Annotated in this window: 13 protein-coding genes; 9 read left to right on the top strand and 4 right to left on the bottom strand. The window is 70.7% G+C overall.

What is annotated here, in order from left to right:
• Nucleotides 1–2: 2 nt before the first annotated feature.
• Nucleotides 3–512, top strand: a complete 510-nt coding sequence (locus Adu01nite_RS23260) for a SigE family RNA polymerase sigma factor (protein WP_203729168.1) — start codon at nucleotides 3–5, stop codon at nucleotides 510–512.
• Nucleotides 509–1,165 carry a hypothetical protein gene (locus Adu01nite_RS23255; RefSeq protein WP_203729166.1) on the top strand — a complete coding sequence of 219 codons (657 nt, stop codon included), beginning with the start codon at nucleotides 509–511 and terminating at the stop codon, nucleotides 1,163–1,165. Before Adu01nite_RS23260 ends, Adu01nite_RS23255 begins: the two co-directional genes overlap by 4 nt.
• On the opposite strand, the gene Adu01nite_RS23250 is transcribed toward Adu01nite_RS23255, so the two are convergent.
• From Adu01nite_RS23250 to Adu01nite_RS23235, 4 genes are all read right to left on the bottom strand, one after another.
• Entirely contained in the window at nucleotides 1,162–1,740 is a 579-nt protein-coding gene (locus Adu01nite_RS23250) for a hypothetical protein (protein ID WP_203729164.1), read from the bottom strand. The two genes, Adu01nite_RS23255 and Adu01nite_RS23250, sit on opposite strands and share 4 nt — an antisense overlap.
• Nucleotides 1,737–2,186, bottom strand: coding sequence for a sigma-70 family RNA polymerase sigma factor (locus Adu01nite_RS23245; protein ID WP_203729228.1), 450 nt, complete (start codon nucleotides 2,184–2,186; stop codon nucleotides 1,737–1,739). The genes Adu01nite_RS23250 and Adu01nite_RS23245 overlap by 4 nt, the downstream gene beginning before the upstream one ends.
• Nucleotides 2,187–2,259: 73 nt before the next feature.
• Nucleotides 2,260–2,907 carry an MBL fold metallo-hydrolase gene (locus tag Adu01nite_RS23240; protein WP_203729162.1) on the bottom strand — a complete coding sequence of 216 codons (648 nt, stop codon included), beginning with the start codon at nucleotides 2,905–2,907 and terminating at the stop codon, nucleotides 2,260–2,262.
• A 2-nt stretch (nucleotides 2,908–2,909) separates the two neighbouring features.
• Nucleotides 2,910–3,611 (bottom strand): maleylpyruvate isomerase family mycothiol-dependent enzyme, encoded by a 702-nt coding sequence (locus tag Adu01nite_RS23235; protein ID WP_203729160.1) that lies wholly within the window; start codon nucleotides 3,609–3,611, stop codon nucleotides 2,910–2,912.
• A 248-nt stretch (nucleotides 3,612–3,859) separates the two neighbouring features.
• Here Adu01nite_RS23235 and rsgA point away from each other — a divergent pair, with 248 nt between their 5' ends.
• The 7 genes from rsgA (at nucleotide 3,860) to Adu01nite_RS23200 (ending at nucleotide 14,687) form a co-directional block, all read left to right on the top strand.
• The gene (gene rsgA, locus Adu01nite_RS23230; protein ID WP_203729158.1) at nucleotides 3,860–4,897 is read left to right on the top strand and encodes a ribosome small subunit-dependent GTPase A; all 1,038 of its coding nucleotides are present in this window, start codon (nucleotides 3,860–3,862) and stop codon (nucleotides 4,895–4,897) included.
• A gap of 24 nt (nucleotides 4,898–4,921) precedes the next feature.
• On the top strand, nucleotides 4,922–6,718 hold the full coding sequence (locus tag Adu01nite_RS23225) for a hypothetical protein (RefSeq protein ID WP_203729156.1): 1,797 nt from the start codon (nucleotides 4,922–4,924) through the stop codon (nucleotides 6,716–6,718).
• Between the two features lie 192 nt (nucleotides 6,719–6,910).
• A complete protein-coding gene (uvrA, locus tag Adu01nite_RS23220) occupies nucleotides 6,911–9,874 on the top strand; it encodes an excinuclease ABC subunit UvrA (RefSeq protein ID WP_203729154.1) in 2,964 nt (987 codons plus the stop codon).
• Between the two features lie 283 nt (nucleotides 9,875–10,157).
• Nucleotides 10,158–10,703: a Rieske (2Fe-2S) protein gene (locus tag Adu01nite_RS23215; protein ID WP_203729152.1), complete on the top strand. Its 546-nt coding sequence runs from the start codon at nucleotides 10,158–10,160 to the stop codon at nucleotides 10,701–10,703.
• Between the two features lie 90 nt (nucleotides 10,704–10,793).
• Nucleotides 10,794–12,743 carry an excinuclease ABC subunit UvrC gene (uvrC, locus tag Adu01nite_RS23210; RefSeq protein WP_203729150.1) on the top strand — a complete coding sequence of 650 codons (1,950 nt, stop codon included), beginning with the start codon at nucleotides 10,794–10,796 and terminating at the stop codon, nucleotides 12,741–12,743.
• Nucleotides 12,744–12,822: 79 nt separating this feature from the next.
• Nucleotides 12,823–13,731, top strand: a complete 909-nt coding sequence (gene rapZ, locus Adu01nite_RS23205) for an RNase adapter RapZ (protein WP_203729148.1) — start codon at nucleotides 12,823–12,825, stop codon at nucleotides 13,729–13,731.
• Nucleotides 13,728–14,687: a gluconeogenesis factor YvcK family protein gene (locus Adu01nite_RS23200; RefSeq protein ID WP_203729146.1), complete on the top strand. Its 960-nt coding sequence runs from the start codon at nucleotides 13,728–13,730 to the stop codon at nucleotides 14,685–14,687. The genes rapZ and Adu01nite_RS23200 overlap by 4 nt, the downstream gene beginning before the upstream one ends.
• Nucleotides 14,688–14,712: the final 25 nt, after the last annotated feature.

The following is a 14,712-nucleotide window of genomic DNA, read 5'->3' as shown; positions in this document are numbered from 1 at the left end:
GAATGACAGAGCGTGACGAGCAGTTCCACAGCTTCGTGCTCGAGAAGCGAGCGGGGTTGGTGCGTACGGCGACCTTGCTGACGGCGGGTGACGGACATCTGGCCGAGGATCTGGTCCAAAGCACCCTGACCAAGCTGTATGTCGCCTGGCCGGCTTTCCGGCGCGCGGACAACCCGGACGGCTACCTGCGCCGCACCCTGGTGAACGCCCTGACCGACGAGAAACGTCGGTGGTGGCGCCGCCACGAGCGGTCGATGGCCCAGCTGCCGGACCGCCCGCACGCGACGTCGGCATACCTGGACGACCGCTCCGACGGGCTGCGCGCGGCACTGCGCGAGCTGCCCCCGAAGATGCGGGCCGCCCTGGTGTTCCGCTACTTCTACGACCTGGACGTCGCCGACACCGCCGACGCCCTCGGATGCTCCGAGGGAACGGTGAAAAGCCAGACCGCCCGGGCCCTCGACCGGCTCCGGGAGGTCATGGAACTTCCGTTGACAGGAGTGATCCGATGAAGGATCTGCAGGACCGTCTGTCCATGATCGCCGGGTCGGCCGGCGACACCTCGGCCCAGCAGGCGGATGCCGACCTCGCCCGCGGCAAGCGCGCGCTGGGCCGCCGCCGGGTGCTGCGCGGTGCCGGTGCGTCGGCCTTCGCGGTGGCCGCACTGGCCGCGGCGGTGGTGTACGGCACGACCAACCAGTCCGCCGCGCCGGGCAACCAGACCGCGGCGGCCCCGGCCGCGAAGTCGCCGGTGTCCACCGCCAGGCTCGTCGCCTACCACGGTGAGCAGCCGAAGGGCTTCACCATCGACAAGGTGCCCGACGGCTGGGAGCTGCAGGGCGTCAACGAATCCGTCCTGACGATCGCCCCCAAGGGCTTCAAGGACAAAGAGGTCAACAGCTTCGTCGGCAAGATCGCCGTGATGCTGCAATCGAAGGACGACAAGCGCACGCCCACCGGCACGAACGTCACGGTCGCCGGCCGGCCTGGCGTGATCAACACCCCGACCGACGGCGGTGCCACCCGCAACCTCTGGGTGCAGCAGCCGGACGGCATCTGGCTCCTGGCGCAGATCTGGGACGCCAGCGGCTGGACCACCGCGGACTTCGTCGAGTTCGGGGCCGGCCTGCACGTGCTCGAGGGCGCGGTCCAGGGCGTCGGCTAACCGTCTATCCCGCGTGCGACCGACTCGACCTCGGCCGCGGTGAACCATCCGGTGGCCTCCACGGTGATCACCACCCCGTCCGGGGTGGTGATCACTGCCAGGTAGGTGGTGGTCTCGGTGCCGGCATGCGCCAGCAATTCGGCGTTGCCGGCCGGTGCGGGGAAGGTGTTCACCGGCTTGGCGTCGGTGACGGCCCAGGCCCGGACCTGTGCGGTGGTGGCGTTCGACCCGGGGCGCATGACGGAGATCCAGAGCGACCGGCCGGTGCCCCGGTCGAAGCGCCGGCTCCGGAGCTGGAACACCGGCTTGGCGCCCTCCTCATGGAAGGCGCTGTCCGGGCCGGTCCGGACGGTCCCGTCGGGCAGCCAGGTGATGCGGTAGCCGTCCAGCACCTCGCCGATCGCCGGGGCGACCACCGGTGGCGGCTGCTGCGATCGGTCGTGGACGGTGGTGACGGCGCCCGCGGCGATCAGGACCGCGGCCGCCGCCGTCACGCGGCGGATCAGGCGGCGCCGCCGCACCCCACCCCGAACTTTACGGATAAAGTCCTCGCTGACCGGAATATCCCAGCTCATCGTGACCCCTCCTGCGCGCGCAGGGCGGCAAGGCCCCGCGACACCTGTGACCGGACCGTCTGCGGGCTGCACCCGAGCAGCTCACCGATCCGCTCGTCCGGCAGATCCAGGACATATCGCATGGCCACCGCGGCCCGCTGCTTCCGCGGAAGAGAAGCAAGCAGATTGCGTACGCCGTCGGCGGCGTCCACCGCCGCGAGCGCGACGTCCTCGCCGGTGACCTCCGGCACCGCCGCCACCGGGATGTCGGCCCGCCGGCGCCGCCGGTTGAGGAACAGGTTGAGCAGCGTGCGCTGGGCATACCCGACCGGGTTGCCGTCCCGCCGCACCCGCGACCAGGCCAGGCCGACCCGGATCAGGGTCTCCTGGGCCAGATCCTCGGCCTCGGCCCGGTGCAGCGTGAGCACGTGCGCGAAGCGGAGCAGCCCGGGGCTGACCTCACGCACATAGGCCTCGAAGTCGGCACCCGGAAATCTGCTCACATGCTGACTACACCACCGGACCCCGGATCTGTTGCATTCACCAGCCGCGTTCGCGCCACTCGGCCAGGTGCGGGCGCTCGGTGCCGAGCGTGGAGTCTTTGCCGTGGCCCGGGTAGAACCAGGTGTCGTCGGGCAGCCGGTCGAACAGCTTGTGCTCGACGTCGTCGATCAGCGAGCCGAACCGGGCCGCGTCCTGGCCGGTGTTGCCGACCCCGCCGGGGAACAGCGAATCCCCGGTCCACAGGTGGGCGTGGCCGTTCGGGTCGCGGTAGAGCAGGGCGATCGAGCCGGGCGTGTGCCCGACCAGGTGGATCACCTCGAGCTCGCCCTCGCCGACCGGGATCTTGTCGCCGTCGGCGAGGGTGTCGGTGACCACCGGGATCTCGGCGGCGTCGGCGGCGTGCGCGAGGGAGCGGGCGCCGGTCGCCTCGACCACCGCGGCCAGGGCCTGCCAGTGGTCGTAGTGCCGGTGGGTGGTGATCACCGCGCGGATACCGGCCTCGCCGATCAGCTCGAGCAGGGCCGGCGCGTCGTTGGCGGCGTCGATCAGCACCCGGTCGTCGCCGCAGCGCAGCAGGTAGGCGTTGTTGTCGGTGGGCCCGACCGACACCTTGGTCACGGTCAGGTGGTCGAGGGTGCGGGTGGCCGGGGCGCTGCCCCGGCGGACGTCTCCGGTGTAGGCCATGATCACTTCCACCTCGCGGGGATCGGCAGCTCGCCGTCGGGCGCGACGGTGAGGTCGGTGCCGTCGCCGCGGCCGGACAGCCAGGCGGCGATCGACTTGGTCGGGCCGCCGATCACCGGCGGGTTGTCCGCGTCGCCGATGGTCAGCGCGTGCTCGATGCCGAACGGCCGCAGCATCATCGGCGGTGCGTCCGGGCCGGCGGTGGTGACGATCTCGCGGAGCAGCCGCAGCGCGAACGCGTCGGTCCAGTCGGCCGGCGTGTAGGACAGCGCCAGGTCGACGTGGTGCACCTCGACCTCGCGCAGCCGGGCCCACGGTGCGCCGGCCGCCGGCATCCGGATGAAGTCGAGGTGGAACGTCCAGGCCTCGGCCGGCATGGCCGCGCCCGCGTCGGCGAAACGCTCGTGCGAGTCGCGGATGTCGATGATCTGCTCGCGCAGCGGCCGGCCGGCGCCGGCCTCGATGTCGGCGTCGCGCTGCCCCGGCGCGTACGCCTCGGCCTGGGTGCCGGTCCGGGCCCCGGTGAGCAGCCGGGTGTACGCGTCGGCGTTGCGGGCGACGTGGGTGAGCACGTGCCCGACCGTCCAGCCGGGCAGCAGCGACGGCTGCGACACCACCGCCGGATCGAGATCCGAGGCCGTCCTGATCAGGGCTTCGGTCGCCCGGTCGACATCGGTAAGGAGAACGAGTGGGTCCATGGTCATGACTGACTGCACCGAGCGAAGCGAGGGCCAGGAAGGCATGGCGAAGATGTCGCTGTCACCTGGTCACCCTAGCGGCACAGAATTCGCTTTCGCTGAGGTGGCGGGCCGCCGTACCGTCGTTGCAGACACGCCGATCCGACCCGCGGAGGAGGTGGGCACCGTGCTTTCCGACGTTGTCGTGTCCCTTCATCCGGAGGGCCACGCCTGACCCCGCGGCCAGGCGCCCTCCCGTCCCGCAAAGGGTTCTCATGTCGTACGACCTGTCCCACCTCGGGTGGGACGACACGTTCGCATCCTCGTACCGTCCTTTCGACCGTCCCGACGCCTTTCCGGCCCGGGTGCTGCGTGCCGATCGCGGCGTCTGCACCGTGCTGGGCGAGACCGGCGTCACCCGGGCCACGCTGGCCGGCAGCGTGCTGCTCGGCGCCGCGCAGGACCCGGTCAATCTGCCCTGCGCCGGCGACTGGGTGGTGACCCGCCGCTGGCCCGACCGCCGGGTGACCATCGAGCTGGTGCTGCCGCGAAAGACCGCACTGATCCGCCGCACCTCCGACAAGGACGCCACCGGCCAGCTGCTGGCGGCAAACATGGACACGGTCGCCGTGGTCGAGCCGATCCACCCCGAGCCGGACGACGCCCGGGTCGAGCGACTACTGGCGCTGGCCTGGGAGTCGGGCGCGAAACCCCTGCTCGTCCTGAGCAAGAGCGACACCTCCCGCGATCCGGCCGCGGTGGCCCGGCAGCTCGCCGAGCTCGCGCCGGACGTGCCGGTGATCTCGGTGAGCACGCGGCTTTCGACAGGCATCGACACTTTGCGCACTTATGTGGCCGGCGGCCGCACCCTCGCGTTGCTGGGCCGTTCCGGGGCCGGCAAGTCGACCCTGGTCAACGCCCTGGCCGGCACCGCCGTGATGCCGGTGCAGGCGATCCGGGACGCGGACGGCAAGGGCCGGCACACCACCGCCTACCGCAACCTGGTGCCGCTGCCCGGCGGTGGCGCGGTCCTCGACACCCCGGGCATCCGGGGTGTCGGCCTGCTCGACACGGCCGGCGGGCTCGACCGGGCCTTCGCCGACATCGCCGAGCTGGCCGCGCACTGCCGGTTCGGGGACTGCCGGCACGGCGCCGAGCCCGGCTGCGCGGTCGTCGCCGCGATCGCCAACGGCTCGCTGGCCCCGCGCCGGCTGGCCAGCTGGCGCAAGCTGCACCACGAGGTGGAGGTGGAGAGCGCCCGCCGGCAGGCCCGGGTGGCCGGTGCCGCCGGTCACCGCCACCGCCGGACCTGAGCGTGGCTCTGCAAGAATGCTGCGATGCGCGCGGTGGACGAGGTCGTCGAGGATAAAGCCGTCCCCGAAACCCCGGAGCCGGCCGCCGCGCCGGGCCGCCGTGCCGATCTGCTGGCACCACTGAATTACGTGGTCCTGTCGGTTCTGGTGATGATCCAGCTCTGGCGCGACCCGAACGGCCGGATCCTGGCCAGCAACGACGACGACCACGGCATCTTCCTGTTCATGATCGCGCACGGTGAGCGGGTCGTCTTCAACGGCGACAACCCGCTCTACACCTACCGGCTGAACGTGCCGGACGGCGTGAACATGATGGCGAACACGGCGCTGCTGGCGCTGAGCCTGCCGATGGCGCCGGTCACCCACTTCTTCGGCGCCGGCGTGACGGTCGCGTTCCTGATCACGCTGGGCCTGGCCGGCACCGCCTGGGCGTGGTACTGGGTGCTTTCCCGGCATCTGGTGACCAGCCGGGTCGCGGCCTGGCTGGGCGGCCTGTGGTGCGGGTTCTGCCCGGCGATGGTGTCGCACGCGAACGGGCACGTGAACTTCGTCGACCAGTTCGTGATCCCGTTCATCGTGGTGCAGGTGCTGCGGCTGCGCGAGCCCGGCCGGGCGATCCGGGGCGGGCTCATCCTGGCCGCGCTGATCGTCGTGCAGGTGTTCATCAACGAGGAGGCGCTGCTCTTCACCGCCCTCGCCCTGGGCGTCTTCGTCGTCGCGTACGCCGCGATGGCACCGCGCCGCGCCCTGCGCGACGCGCGGCACCTGCTGCCCGGCCTCGGCGTCGCGGGCCTGCTCTCGCTGGTCCTGCTGGCCTTCCCGCTGTACTGGCAGTTCTTCCACACCGGCCACTACCACGGGCAGCCGTTCGAGCCGGACAAGTACGTGACCGACCTGTTCTCGGTGGCCGGGTTCGCGCGGCAGTCGCTGGCCGGCAACGCCGAGCTGACCCGGCGCATGAGCGTCAGCGCCACCGAGGACAACACGTTCTTCGGCCCGTTCGGCCTGATCATGATCGTGGTCTCGCTGATCGTGCTGCGCCGCTCGGTGGCCGCCCGGGCCGCCGGGATCTCGGCCCTGGTGCTGCTGCTCATGTCGTTCGGCCCGCGGCTGCGGATCTACGGCCACGACACCTCGATCGCGCTGCCGTTCGGCCTGATCAGTCACATCCCGGTGATCGACCTGGTGAGCGTGACCCGGTTCGCGATGGTGACCTCGACGATCGTCGGGGTGCTGCTGGCGCTGGCCGCCGACCGGATGCGTGACATGCCGGTCATCGGCCGCCGGGTGTTCCTGGCCGGGCTGGTGCTGGCGCTGGTGCCGCTCTTCCCGAAGCCGCTGCCGATCGTCGGCGGGGATCCGCTGCCGCCGTTCCTCACCGAGGGCACCTGGAAGCAGTACGTGCCGGACGACCGGAGCCTGGTCACCGTGCCGCTGCCGGACGTGACCACCGGCCGCACCGGCCAGCGCTGGGTGACCCTGATGAATTTCGCGTACTCGTCGCCGCGCGGCTACTTCATGGGCCCGGCCAACCCGCCGGCCGACGACACCGGCTCGTGGAGCGCGCCGCCGCGCTGGACCTCGCAGCTTCTCTGGTGGGTCCGGGAGAGCGGCAAGATGCCGGTGATGACCGAGGGCATGAAGATCCGGGTCAAGCAGGACCTGACCTACTGGCGGGCCGCGGTGGTGGTGCTGGTGCCGAACACCCGCAACGGCAACCTGCTCCAGGCGGTCCTCACGTCCGCGCTGGGCGAGCCGCAGCTGGTGGGCGGAGTGCAGATCTGGGACGTACGCTATCTGCCGGTTCCCTCTATCGGGTGAGTTAGTGCCCCATCCGACCGCCCCGCCCGCCACCCAAAAGAGGCCTAAAGACAGCCTGACGTGCGGGGAATGTGCGGCATGTGGATGGCGCTGCACCTGGGCAAGCCTGTTGCGGCGAAAACTTGTCGTACCCCATGGCTAGAGTGGCCGCGGCTTTGCTCGACTCATACACCTGTACGGAGAGGCTGGCTGGTGGCCGACCGTTTGATCATTCGAGGCGCGCGCGAACACAACCTGCGCGACGTCAACCTCGACCTGCCCCGCGACGCGATGATCGTCTTCACGGGCCTGTCCGGCTCGGGCAAGTCCAGCCTCGCGTTCGACACGATCTTCGCCGAGGGCCAGCGGAGATACGTCGAGTCGCTGTCGTCGTACGCACGGCAGTTCCTCGGGCAGATGGACAAGCCCGACGTCGACTTCATCGAGGGCCTGTCGCCGGCCGTCTCGATCGACCAGAAGTCGACCTCGCGCAACCCGCGCTCGACGGTGGGCACCATCACCGAGGTCTACGACTACCTGCGCCTGCTCTTCGCCCGCACCGGCATCCCGCACTGCCCGGTCTGCGGTGAGCGGATCAGCAAGCAGACGCCGCAGCAGATCGTCGACCGGGTCCTCGCGATGACCGAGGGCACCCGCTTCATGGTGCTCGCCCCGGTGATCCGCGGCCGCAAGGGCGAATACGTCGACCTCTTCGCCGAGCTGCAGGCCAAGGGCTACGCCCGGGCCCGGGTCGACGGCGTGGTGCACCCGCTCACCGAGCCGCCGAAGCTCAAGAAGCAGGAGAAGCACACCATCGAGGTGGTGATCGACCGGCTCAGCGTCAAGGCGTCCAGCAAGCAGCGCCTGACCGACTCGGTCGAGGCCGCGCTCGGCCTGGCCGGCGGCATCGTGCTGCTCGACTTCGTCGACCTGGCCGAGGACGACCCGGCCCGCGAGCGCCGCTTCTCCGAGCACCTGGCCTGCCCCAACGACCACCCCCTGGCGATCGAGGACCTCGAGCCCCGGGTCTTCTCGTTCAACGCGCCCTACGGCGCCTGCCCCGAGTGCACCGGCCTCGGCACCAAGAAGGAGGTCGACCCGGAGCTGATCATCCCGGACGTGGAGCGCAGCCTCCGCGACGGCGCGATCCAGCCCTGGGCCGGCGGCCAGACCCAGGAATACTTCCTGCGGCTGATCGAGGCCCTCGCGCAGGCGGAGAAGTTCTCGGTCGACACCCCGTGGCGGTCGCTGCCGGCCCGCGCGCAGAAGACGGTCCTCTACGGCTCGGAAGACCAGGTCCACGTCCGCTACCGCAACAAGTACGGGCGCGAGCGCTCCTACTACACCGGGTTCGAGGGCGTGATCCAGTGGATCGAGCGCCGGCACAACGACACCGAGAGCGACTGGTCCCGGGACAAGTACGAGGGCTACATGCGCGACGTGCCGTGCCCGGTCTGCGGCGGCACCCGCCTCAAGCCCGAGGTCCTCGCGGTGACGATCGCCGGCAAGAGCATCGCCGAGGTCTGCAACCTGTCGATCGGCGACTGCGCCGAACTGCTGGCCACCATCGAGCTCGACGACCGGCAGAAGATGATCGCCGAGCGGGTGCTCAAGGAGATCAACGCCCGGCTGCGCTTCCTGGTCGACGTCGGCCTCGAATACCTGTCGCTCGACCGTGGCGCCGGCACCCTCTCCGGCGGTGAGGCCCAGCGCATCCGACTCGCCACCCAGATCGGTTCCGGCCTGGTCGGCGTGCTCTACGTGCTGGACGAGCCGTCGATCGGCCTGCACCAGCGCGACAACCACCGGCTGATCGAGACCCTGGTCCGGCTGAAGAAGCTGGGCAACACGCTGATCGTGGTCGAGCACGACGAGGACACCATCCGCACCGCCGACTGGATCGTCGACATCGGCCCCGGGGCCGGCGAGCACGGCGGCAACATCGTGCACAGCGGCTCGGTCGAGGGCCTGCTGGCCAACGAGAACTCGCCGACCGGCGCCTACCTGTCCGGCCGCAAGTCGATCCCGACCCCGCGCACCCGGCGCCCGCAGACCGCCGGCCGCGAGCTGGTGGTGCAGGGCGCCCGCGAGCACAACCTGCGCAACCTGACCGTCGGCTTCCCGCTCGGCCAGTTCATCGCGGTCACCGGGGTCAGCGGCTCGGGCAAGTCCACCCTGGTCAACGACATCCTCTACACGGTGCTGGCCAACCAGGTCAACGGCGCCCGGATGGTCCCCGGCCGGCACACCCGGCTCACCGGCCTGGAAAACGTCGACAAGGTGGTCGGCGTCGACCAGTCGCCGATCGGCCGCACACCGCGCTCCAACCCGGCCACCTACACCGGTGTCTTCGACAACATCCGCAAGCTGTTCGCGGAGACCGTCGAGGCCAAGGTGCGCGGCTACGGCCCGGGCCGGTTCTCGTTCAACGTCAAGGGCGGCCGCTGCGAGAACTGCGCCGGCGACGGCACCATCAAGATCGAGATGAACTTCCTGCCGGACGTCTACGTCCCCTGCGAGGTGTGCAAGGGCGCGCGGTACAACCGGGAGACCCTCGAGGTGCACTACAAGGGCAAGACGATCTCCGAGGTCCTGGAGATGCCGATCGAGGAGGCCGCGACCTTCTTCGAGCCGATCACCTCGATCCACCGGCACCTCAAGACGCTCGTCGACGTCGGCCTCGGCTACGTCCGGCTGGGCCAGCCCGCGCCGACCCTGTCCGGCGGCGAGGCGCAGCGCGTCAAGCTCGCGTCCGAGCTGCAGAAGCGGTCCACCGGCCGCACCGTCTACGTGCTCGACGAGCCGACCACCGGCCTGCACTTCGAGGACATCCGCAAGCTGCTGCTGGTGCTCAACGGCCTGGTCGACAAGGGCAACACGGTGATCACCATCGAACACAACCTCGACGTGATCAAGACCGCCGACTGGCTGATCGACATGGGCCCGGAGGGCGGCAGCAAGGGCGGCCTGGTGCTGGCCACCGGCACCCCGGAGGAGTTGGCCGAGGTGCCGGAGAGTCACACCGGCCAGTTCCTGCGGCACATGCTCGGTCTGCAGGGCGAGCCGGCCGGTGCGGCCGCCGCGATCGCGCGGGCGGCCAAGGCGAACGGAACGCCGGCGCCCAAGGCGGCCGCCAAGCCGCGGACCAGCCGCGCCAAGGCGAAAGCAGCCGTCTGACCTCGGCCGGACTGAAGCCGGGCTGGTTGAAGCGTAAAGTTTCAGCAAGGTCACAGGTGACTCATAGCAACGGCGGCGGGTCGAGCCCATAGGTTCGATCCGCCGCCGCCTCGTGGTGTTACGGCTTGGCAAAGGCGCCGGGCAAAGACATCTAAAAACGAGGAAAGAGCCACACCCGCGGCGGACAATTCGCGGGAACCCTTGAACCGGCTCGGCTGCGACCGCGTACACAACTGCGACGCCGCGTGACCACTAGCGCGGACATGCACTGGAGGGCTTACCGATGACAGACGTGCAGACGACGACCGACACTGTGCTCCCGACCGAGGAGCCGCCGGGCCGTCTGGGCGCGGCCTCGACGCGCCGGTGTGTTCTGCTCGGCGCCGGCGGGCTCGGCGCCGGCGCGGTCCTGGCCGCCTGCGGTACCAGCACCACCAACACGAACGGCACCGACTTCTCGAACAACCCGGGCCCGGCCGGCAGCACCGCGGCCGGCACCGGCACGGGCACCGGCACCGGCGCCGCTACGGGTGGCGGCACCACCGGCGGCAGCGCGCTGGCGTCGACGGCCGACGTGCCCGAGGGCGGCGGCATCATCACCGCCGACTTCGTGATCACCCAGCCGACCGCCGGCACCTTCAAGGCGTTCAGCAAGGTCTGCACGCACGCCGGCTGCGATGTCAGCAAAGTGGACGGCGGCGTGATCAGCTGCCCGTGCCACGGCGCGCAGTACTCCATCGAGACCGGTGAGCCGACCGCCGGACCGGCGAAGAAGGCGCTGACCGAGACCAAGGTCAAGGCGGACGGCGCCAACATCGTCAAGGCCTGATGCGTTACGGCCGGAGGTCCGACGCCGTGGCGGCGGCAACGGACCTCCGGTCGGACAATAATGTCAGAGGCCCGGATTACTGTTGAGCCCGTGCCAGACCCGTCCACGTACCGCCCCGCACCGGGCAGCATCCCCGACTCTCCCGGTGTCTATCGCTTCCGCGATCCGACCGGCCGCGTCATCTACGTCGGCAAGGCGAAAAATCTGCGGAACCGCCTCAATTCCTATTTCGCGGACACCTGGTCGTTGCACGCCCGCACGCAGCAGATGGTCACCACCGCGGCGAGCGTCGACTGGGTGACGGTCGGCACCGAGGTCGAGGCGCTGCAGCTGGAGTTCTCCTGGATCAAGGAGTTCGACCCGCGCTTCAACGTGAAATACCGGGACGACAAGTCCTACCCGTTCCTCGCGGTCACCCTCAACGAGGAGTTCCCCCGCCTGCAGGTGATGCGCGGCGCCAAGCGCAAGGGCGTGCGCTATTTCGGGCCCTACTCGCACGCCTGGGCCATCCGCGAGACCCTCGACCTGCTGCTGCGGGTCTTCCCGGCGCGCACCTGCTCGTCCGGCGTCTTCAAGCGGTCCGGCCAGATCGGCCGCCCCTGCCTGCTGGGTTACATCGGGAAGTGCTCGGCCCCCTGCACCGGCCAGGTCACCGCCGAGCAGCACCGGGCGATCGTCGACGACTTCTGCGACTTCATGGCCGGGCGCACCGACGCCTTCGTCAAGCGGCTCGAGCGCGACATGATGCAGGCCTCCGAGGAGCTCGAGTTCGAGCGCGCGGCCCGGCTCCGCGACGACATCGCCGCCCTGCGCCGCGCCATGGAGAAGCAGACCGTGGTGCTCGGCGACGGCACCGACGCCGACGTGGTCGCCTTCGCCGAGGACCCGCTCGAGGCGGCCGTGCAGGTGTTCCACGTGCGCGACGGCCGGGTGCGCGGCCAGCGCGGCTGGGTGGTGGAGAAGGTGGAGGACCTGAGCACCGGCGACCTGGTGCACCACTTCTGCTCCCAGATGTACGGCGACACCCAGGGCGAGGGCGACGTCCCGCGCGAGTTGCTGGTGCCGGCCCTGCCCGACGACGCGGCCGCGCTCGCCGACTGGCTCTCCGACCATCGCGGCAGCCGGGTGCAGCTGCGGGTGCCGCAGCGCGGCGACAAGAAGTCGCTGATGGAGACGGTGGCGCGCAACGCGGGGGAGTCGTTGCAGCGGCACAAGCTGCGCCGGGCCGGCGACCTGACCACCCGCAGCAAGGCGCTCGACGAGATCGCCGAGGCGCTCGGGATGGAGACGGCGCCGCTGCGCATCGAGTGCTTCGACGTGTCCCAGATCCAGGGCACCGACGTGGTCGCGTCCATGGTGGTCTTCGAGGACGGCCTGGCCCGCAAGAGTGAATATCGGCGGTTCGCGGTCCGCGGCAACGCCGACGGCAGCGGCACGGACGATCTGTCCGCGATGAGCGAGGTCATGCGCCGCCGGTTCGCCCGCTACAAGGCACAGGCCATCGTGGACGAGCAGCGCGACGACGACGACCTGCCCGGCATCGACCCGCTGACCGGTAAGCCGCGGCGGTTCGCCTATCCACCCCAGCTGGTCGTGGTGGACGGTGGCCAGCCGCAGGTCAACGCGGTCGCGGCGGTGCTGTCCGACATGGGCATCACCGATGTGGCGCTGTGCGGGCTGGCGAAGCGGCTCGAGGAGGTGTGGCTGCCGGGGGACGATTTCCCGGTCATCCTGCCGCGCACGTCCGAGGCGCTCTACCTGCTGCAGCGGGTCCGCGACGAGGCGCACCGGTTCGCCATCACGTTCCACCGGCAGCGCCGCTCGAAGCGGATGACCACGTCCGCGCTGGACGACGTGCCCGGCCTCGGCGAGACCAGGCGAAAGGCCCTGTTGCGGCACTTCGGCTCACTGAAGAGGCTGGCCGCGGCCACTCCTGAAGAGATCGCCGAGGTGCCCGGCATCGGTCGCGTCACCGCCGAGTCGGTCCTGGCCGCACTCAACCCGGTGGTCCAGCAGACCGAGACGAGCGGGTCGGCCTAGGATGGTTGCCTTCAGTCCTGTCAAGGGTGGTGGCGGGGCGGTGGATGGGGTGTCCGTTCGATGAGCCTCGGAGGCTTGCGTGACCGAGTCGTTGCCCGAGTTCGCTGACGCGGTGGACCCGGACGAGGTGGCCACCGACCTGGTGGTCGTGACCGGCGTGTCCGGCGGCGGGCGCAGCACGGTGGCCCGCGCCCTGGAAAACGTGGGCTTCTACGTGGTGGACAACCTGCCGCAGGCGCTGATGCTCGACATGGCCCAGCTCGCCTTCCAGGCCGGCGGGGCCGCCCGGCGCACCGCCATGGTGCTCGACGTGCGCAGCCGCGCCTTCTCCACCGACCTGGCCGGCGCCGTCCGCGCGCTCAAGGAGCGGGGCTTCTCGCCGCGGGTGGTCTTCGTCGACGCCGACGACGAGGTGCTGATCCGCCGCTTCGAGTCGGTGCGCCGCTCGCACCCGCTGCAGGGCGACGGCCGGCTCGCCGACGGCATCGCGGCCGAGCGCAAGCTGCTCGCCGAGGCCCGCGAGCAGTCCGACGTGATCATCGACACCAGCCACCTGAACGTGAACCAGCTGCGCCGCCGGGTCGAGGAACTCTTCGGCGGCGAGGACGTGCGCAAGCTGCGGATCACCGTGCTGTCCTTCGGCTTCAAGTACGGCCTGCCGCCGGACGCCGACTACGTGCTCGACGCCCGCTTCCTGCCCAACCCGTTCTGGGTGCCCGACCTGCGCGACCACACCGGCCTGGAGGACGCGGTCAGCAAGTACGTCCTCGACCAGGAGGGCGCGAGCACGTTCGTCAGCACCTACGCCGGCCTGATCGCCTCGACCGCACCCGGCTTCGAGCGCGAGGGCAAGCGCTACCTCACCGTCGCGGTCGGCTGCACCGGCGGCAAGCACCGCAGCGTCGCGATCACCGAGGAGCTCACCGCCCAGCTGCGCGACATGCGGCTCGCGGCCCACTCCTCGCACCGCGACCTGGGGCGGGAGTGACGGCCGTCCGGGTGGTCGCGTTCGGCGGCGGGCACGGGCTCGGTGCCTCGCTCCGCGCCCTGCGGCACGCGGCCAAGCAGATCGACCTGGACATCACCGCGATCGTCACGGTCGGCGACGACGGCGGCTCCAGCGGCCGGCTGCGCGCCGAACGGGACGCCCTGCTGCCCCCGGGCGACCTGCGCCAGGCCCTCGCCGCGCTGGCCGCGGACGACCCGTCCCGGCAGCGCACCGCCCAGCTGTTGCAATATCGCTTCGGCGGCAGCGACTCGCTCGCCGGGCACGCGGTCGGCAACCTTCTGCTGCTCGGCCTGATGGAGATGCTCGGCGACCCGGTCGACGCCCTCGACCACGCCGCCGCCATGGTCGGTGCGCGGGGCCGGGTGCTGCCGATGGCCCGGCACGCGGTCGGCATCGAGGCCGACGTGCTCGGCGCCGACCCGGCGCGGCCCGGCGAGGTGGTCACCGTGCAGGGGCAGCACGCGGTCGCGGTGGCGCTCGGGCACGTCGAGGCGGTCCGCCTCGAACCGGCCGACCCGCCCGTCTGCGAGCAGGCGATCGAGGCGATCCGGGCCGCCGACTGGCTGATCTTCGGCCCCGGCAGCTGGTACACGAGTGTTCTTCCGCACCTGCTGGTGCCCCGGCTGGCCGAGGCGATCATCACCAGCCCGGCCCGCCGGCTGGTCACCCTCAACCTGGCCGCCGACAACGAGACCCTGGGCCTCTCGGTGGCCGACCACCTGGCCGCCCTGAGGTGGTATTTACCTGCTCTGCGGGCCGATACGGTGCTGGCCGACGCGAAATGGGTGGGCGAACCGGAACCGGTGCACCGGGCGGCCGAAACCTTGGGCGCTCGTCTGGTGTTGGCACCGTTGGCCGTTGCGGACGGCAGCCCCAGGCATGATCCTGAGTCGTTGGGCGTTGCACTGGTGCCAGTATTGGGCGCCGCTCGTTAAGCAGACGGCGTATTGCGGCACACCC

It is taken from the genome of Paractinoplanes durhamensis, assembly GCF_016862175.1.
In the GTDB taxonomy this organism is placed as follows: Bacteria; Actinomycetota; Actinomycetes; order Mycobacteriales; family Micromonosporaceae; genus Actinoplanes; species Actinoplanes durhamensis.
This window is presented reverse-complemented; position numbering and strand designations above follow the sequence as displayed.

Coding starts and splice junctions, on each gene's coding strand:
- Adu01nite_RS23250 (WP_203729164.1), bottom strand. CDS start 1,740: ATGAGCTGGGATATTCCGGTCAGCGAGGACTTTATCCGTAAAGTTCGG.
- Adu01nite_RS23240 (WP_203729162.1), bottom strand. CDS start 2,907: ATGGCCTACACCGGAGACGTCCGCCGGGGCAGCGCCCCGGCCACCCGC.
- Adu01nite_RS23215 (WP_203729152.1), top strand. CDS start 10,158: ATGACAGACGTGCAGACGACGACCGACACTGTGCTCCCGACCGAGGAG.
- rsgA (WP_203729158.1), top strand. CDS start 3,860: ATGTCGTACGACCTGTCCCACCTCGGGTGGGACGACACGTTCGCATCC.
- Adu01nite_RS23235 (WP_203729160.1), bottom strand. CDS start 3,611: ATGACCATGGACCCACTCGTTCTCCTTACCGATGTCGACCGGGCGACC.
- Adu01nite_RS23255 (WP_203729166.1), top strand. CDS start 509: ATGAAGGATCTGCAGGACCGTCTGTCCATGATCGCCGGGTCGGCCGGC.
- Adu01nite_RS23260 (WP_203729168.1), top strand. CDS start 3: ATGACAGAGCGTGACGAGCAGTTCCACAGCTTCGTGCTCGAGAAGCGA.
- Adu01nite_RS23225 (WP_203729156.1), top strand. CDS start 4,922: ATGCGCGCGGTGGACGAGGTCGTCGAGGATAAAGCCGTCCCCGAAACC.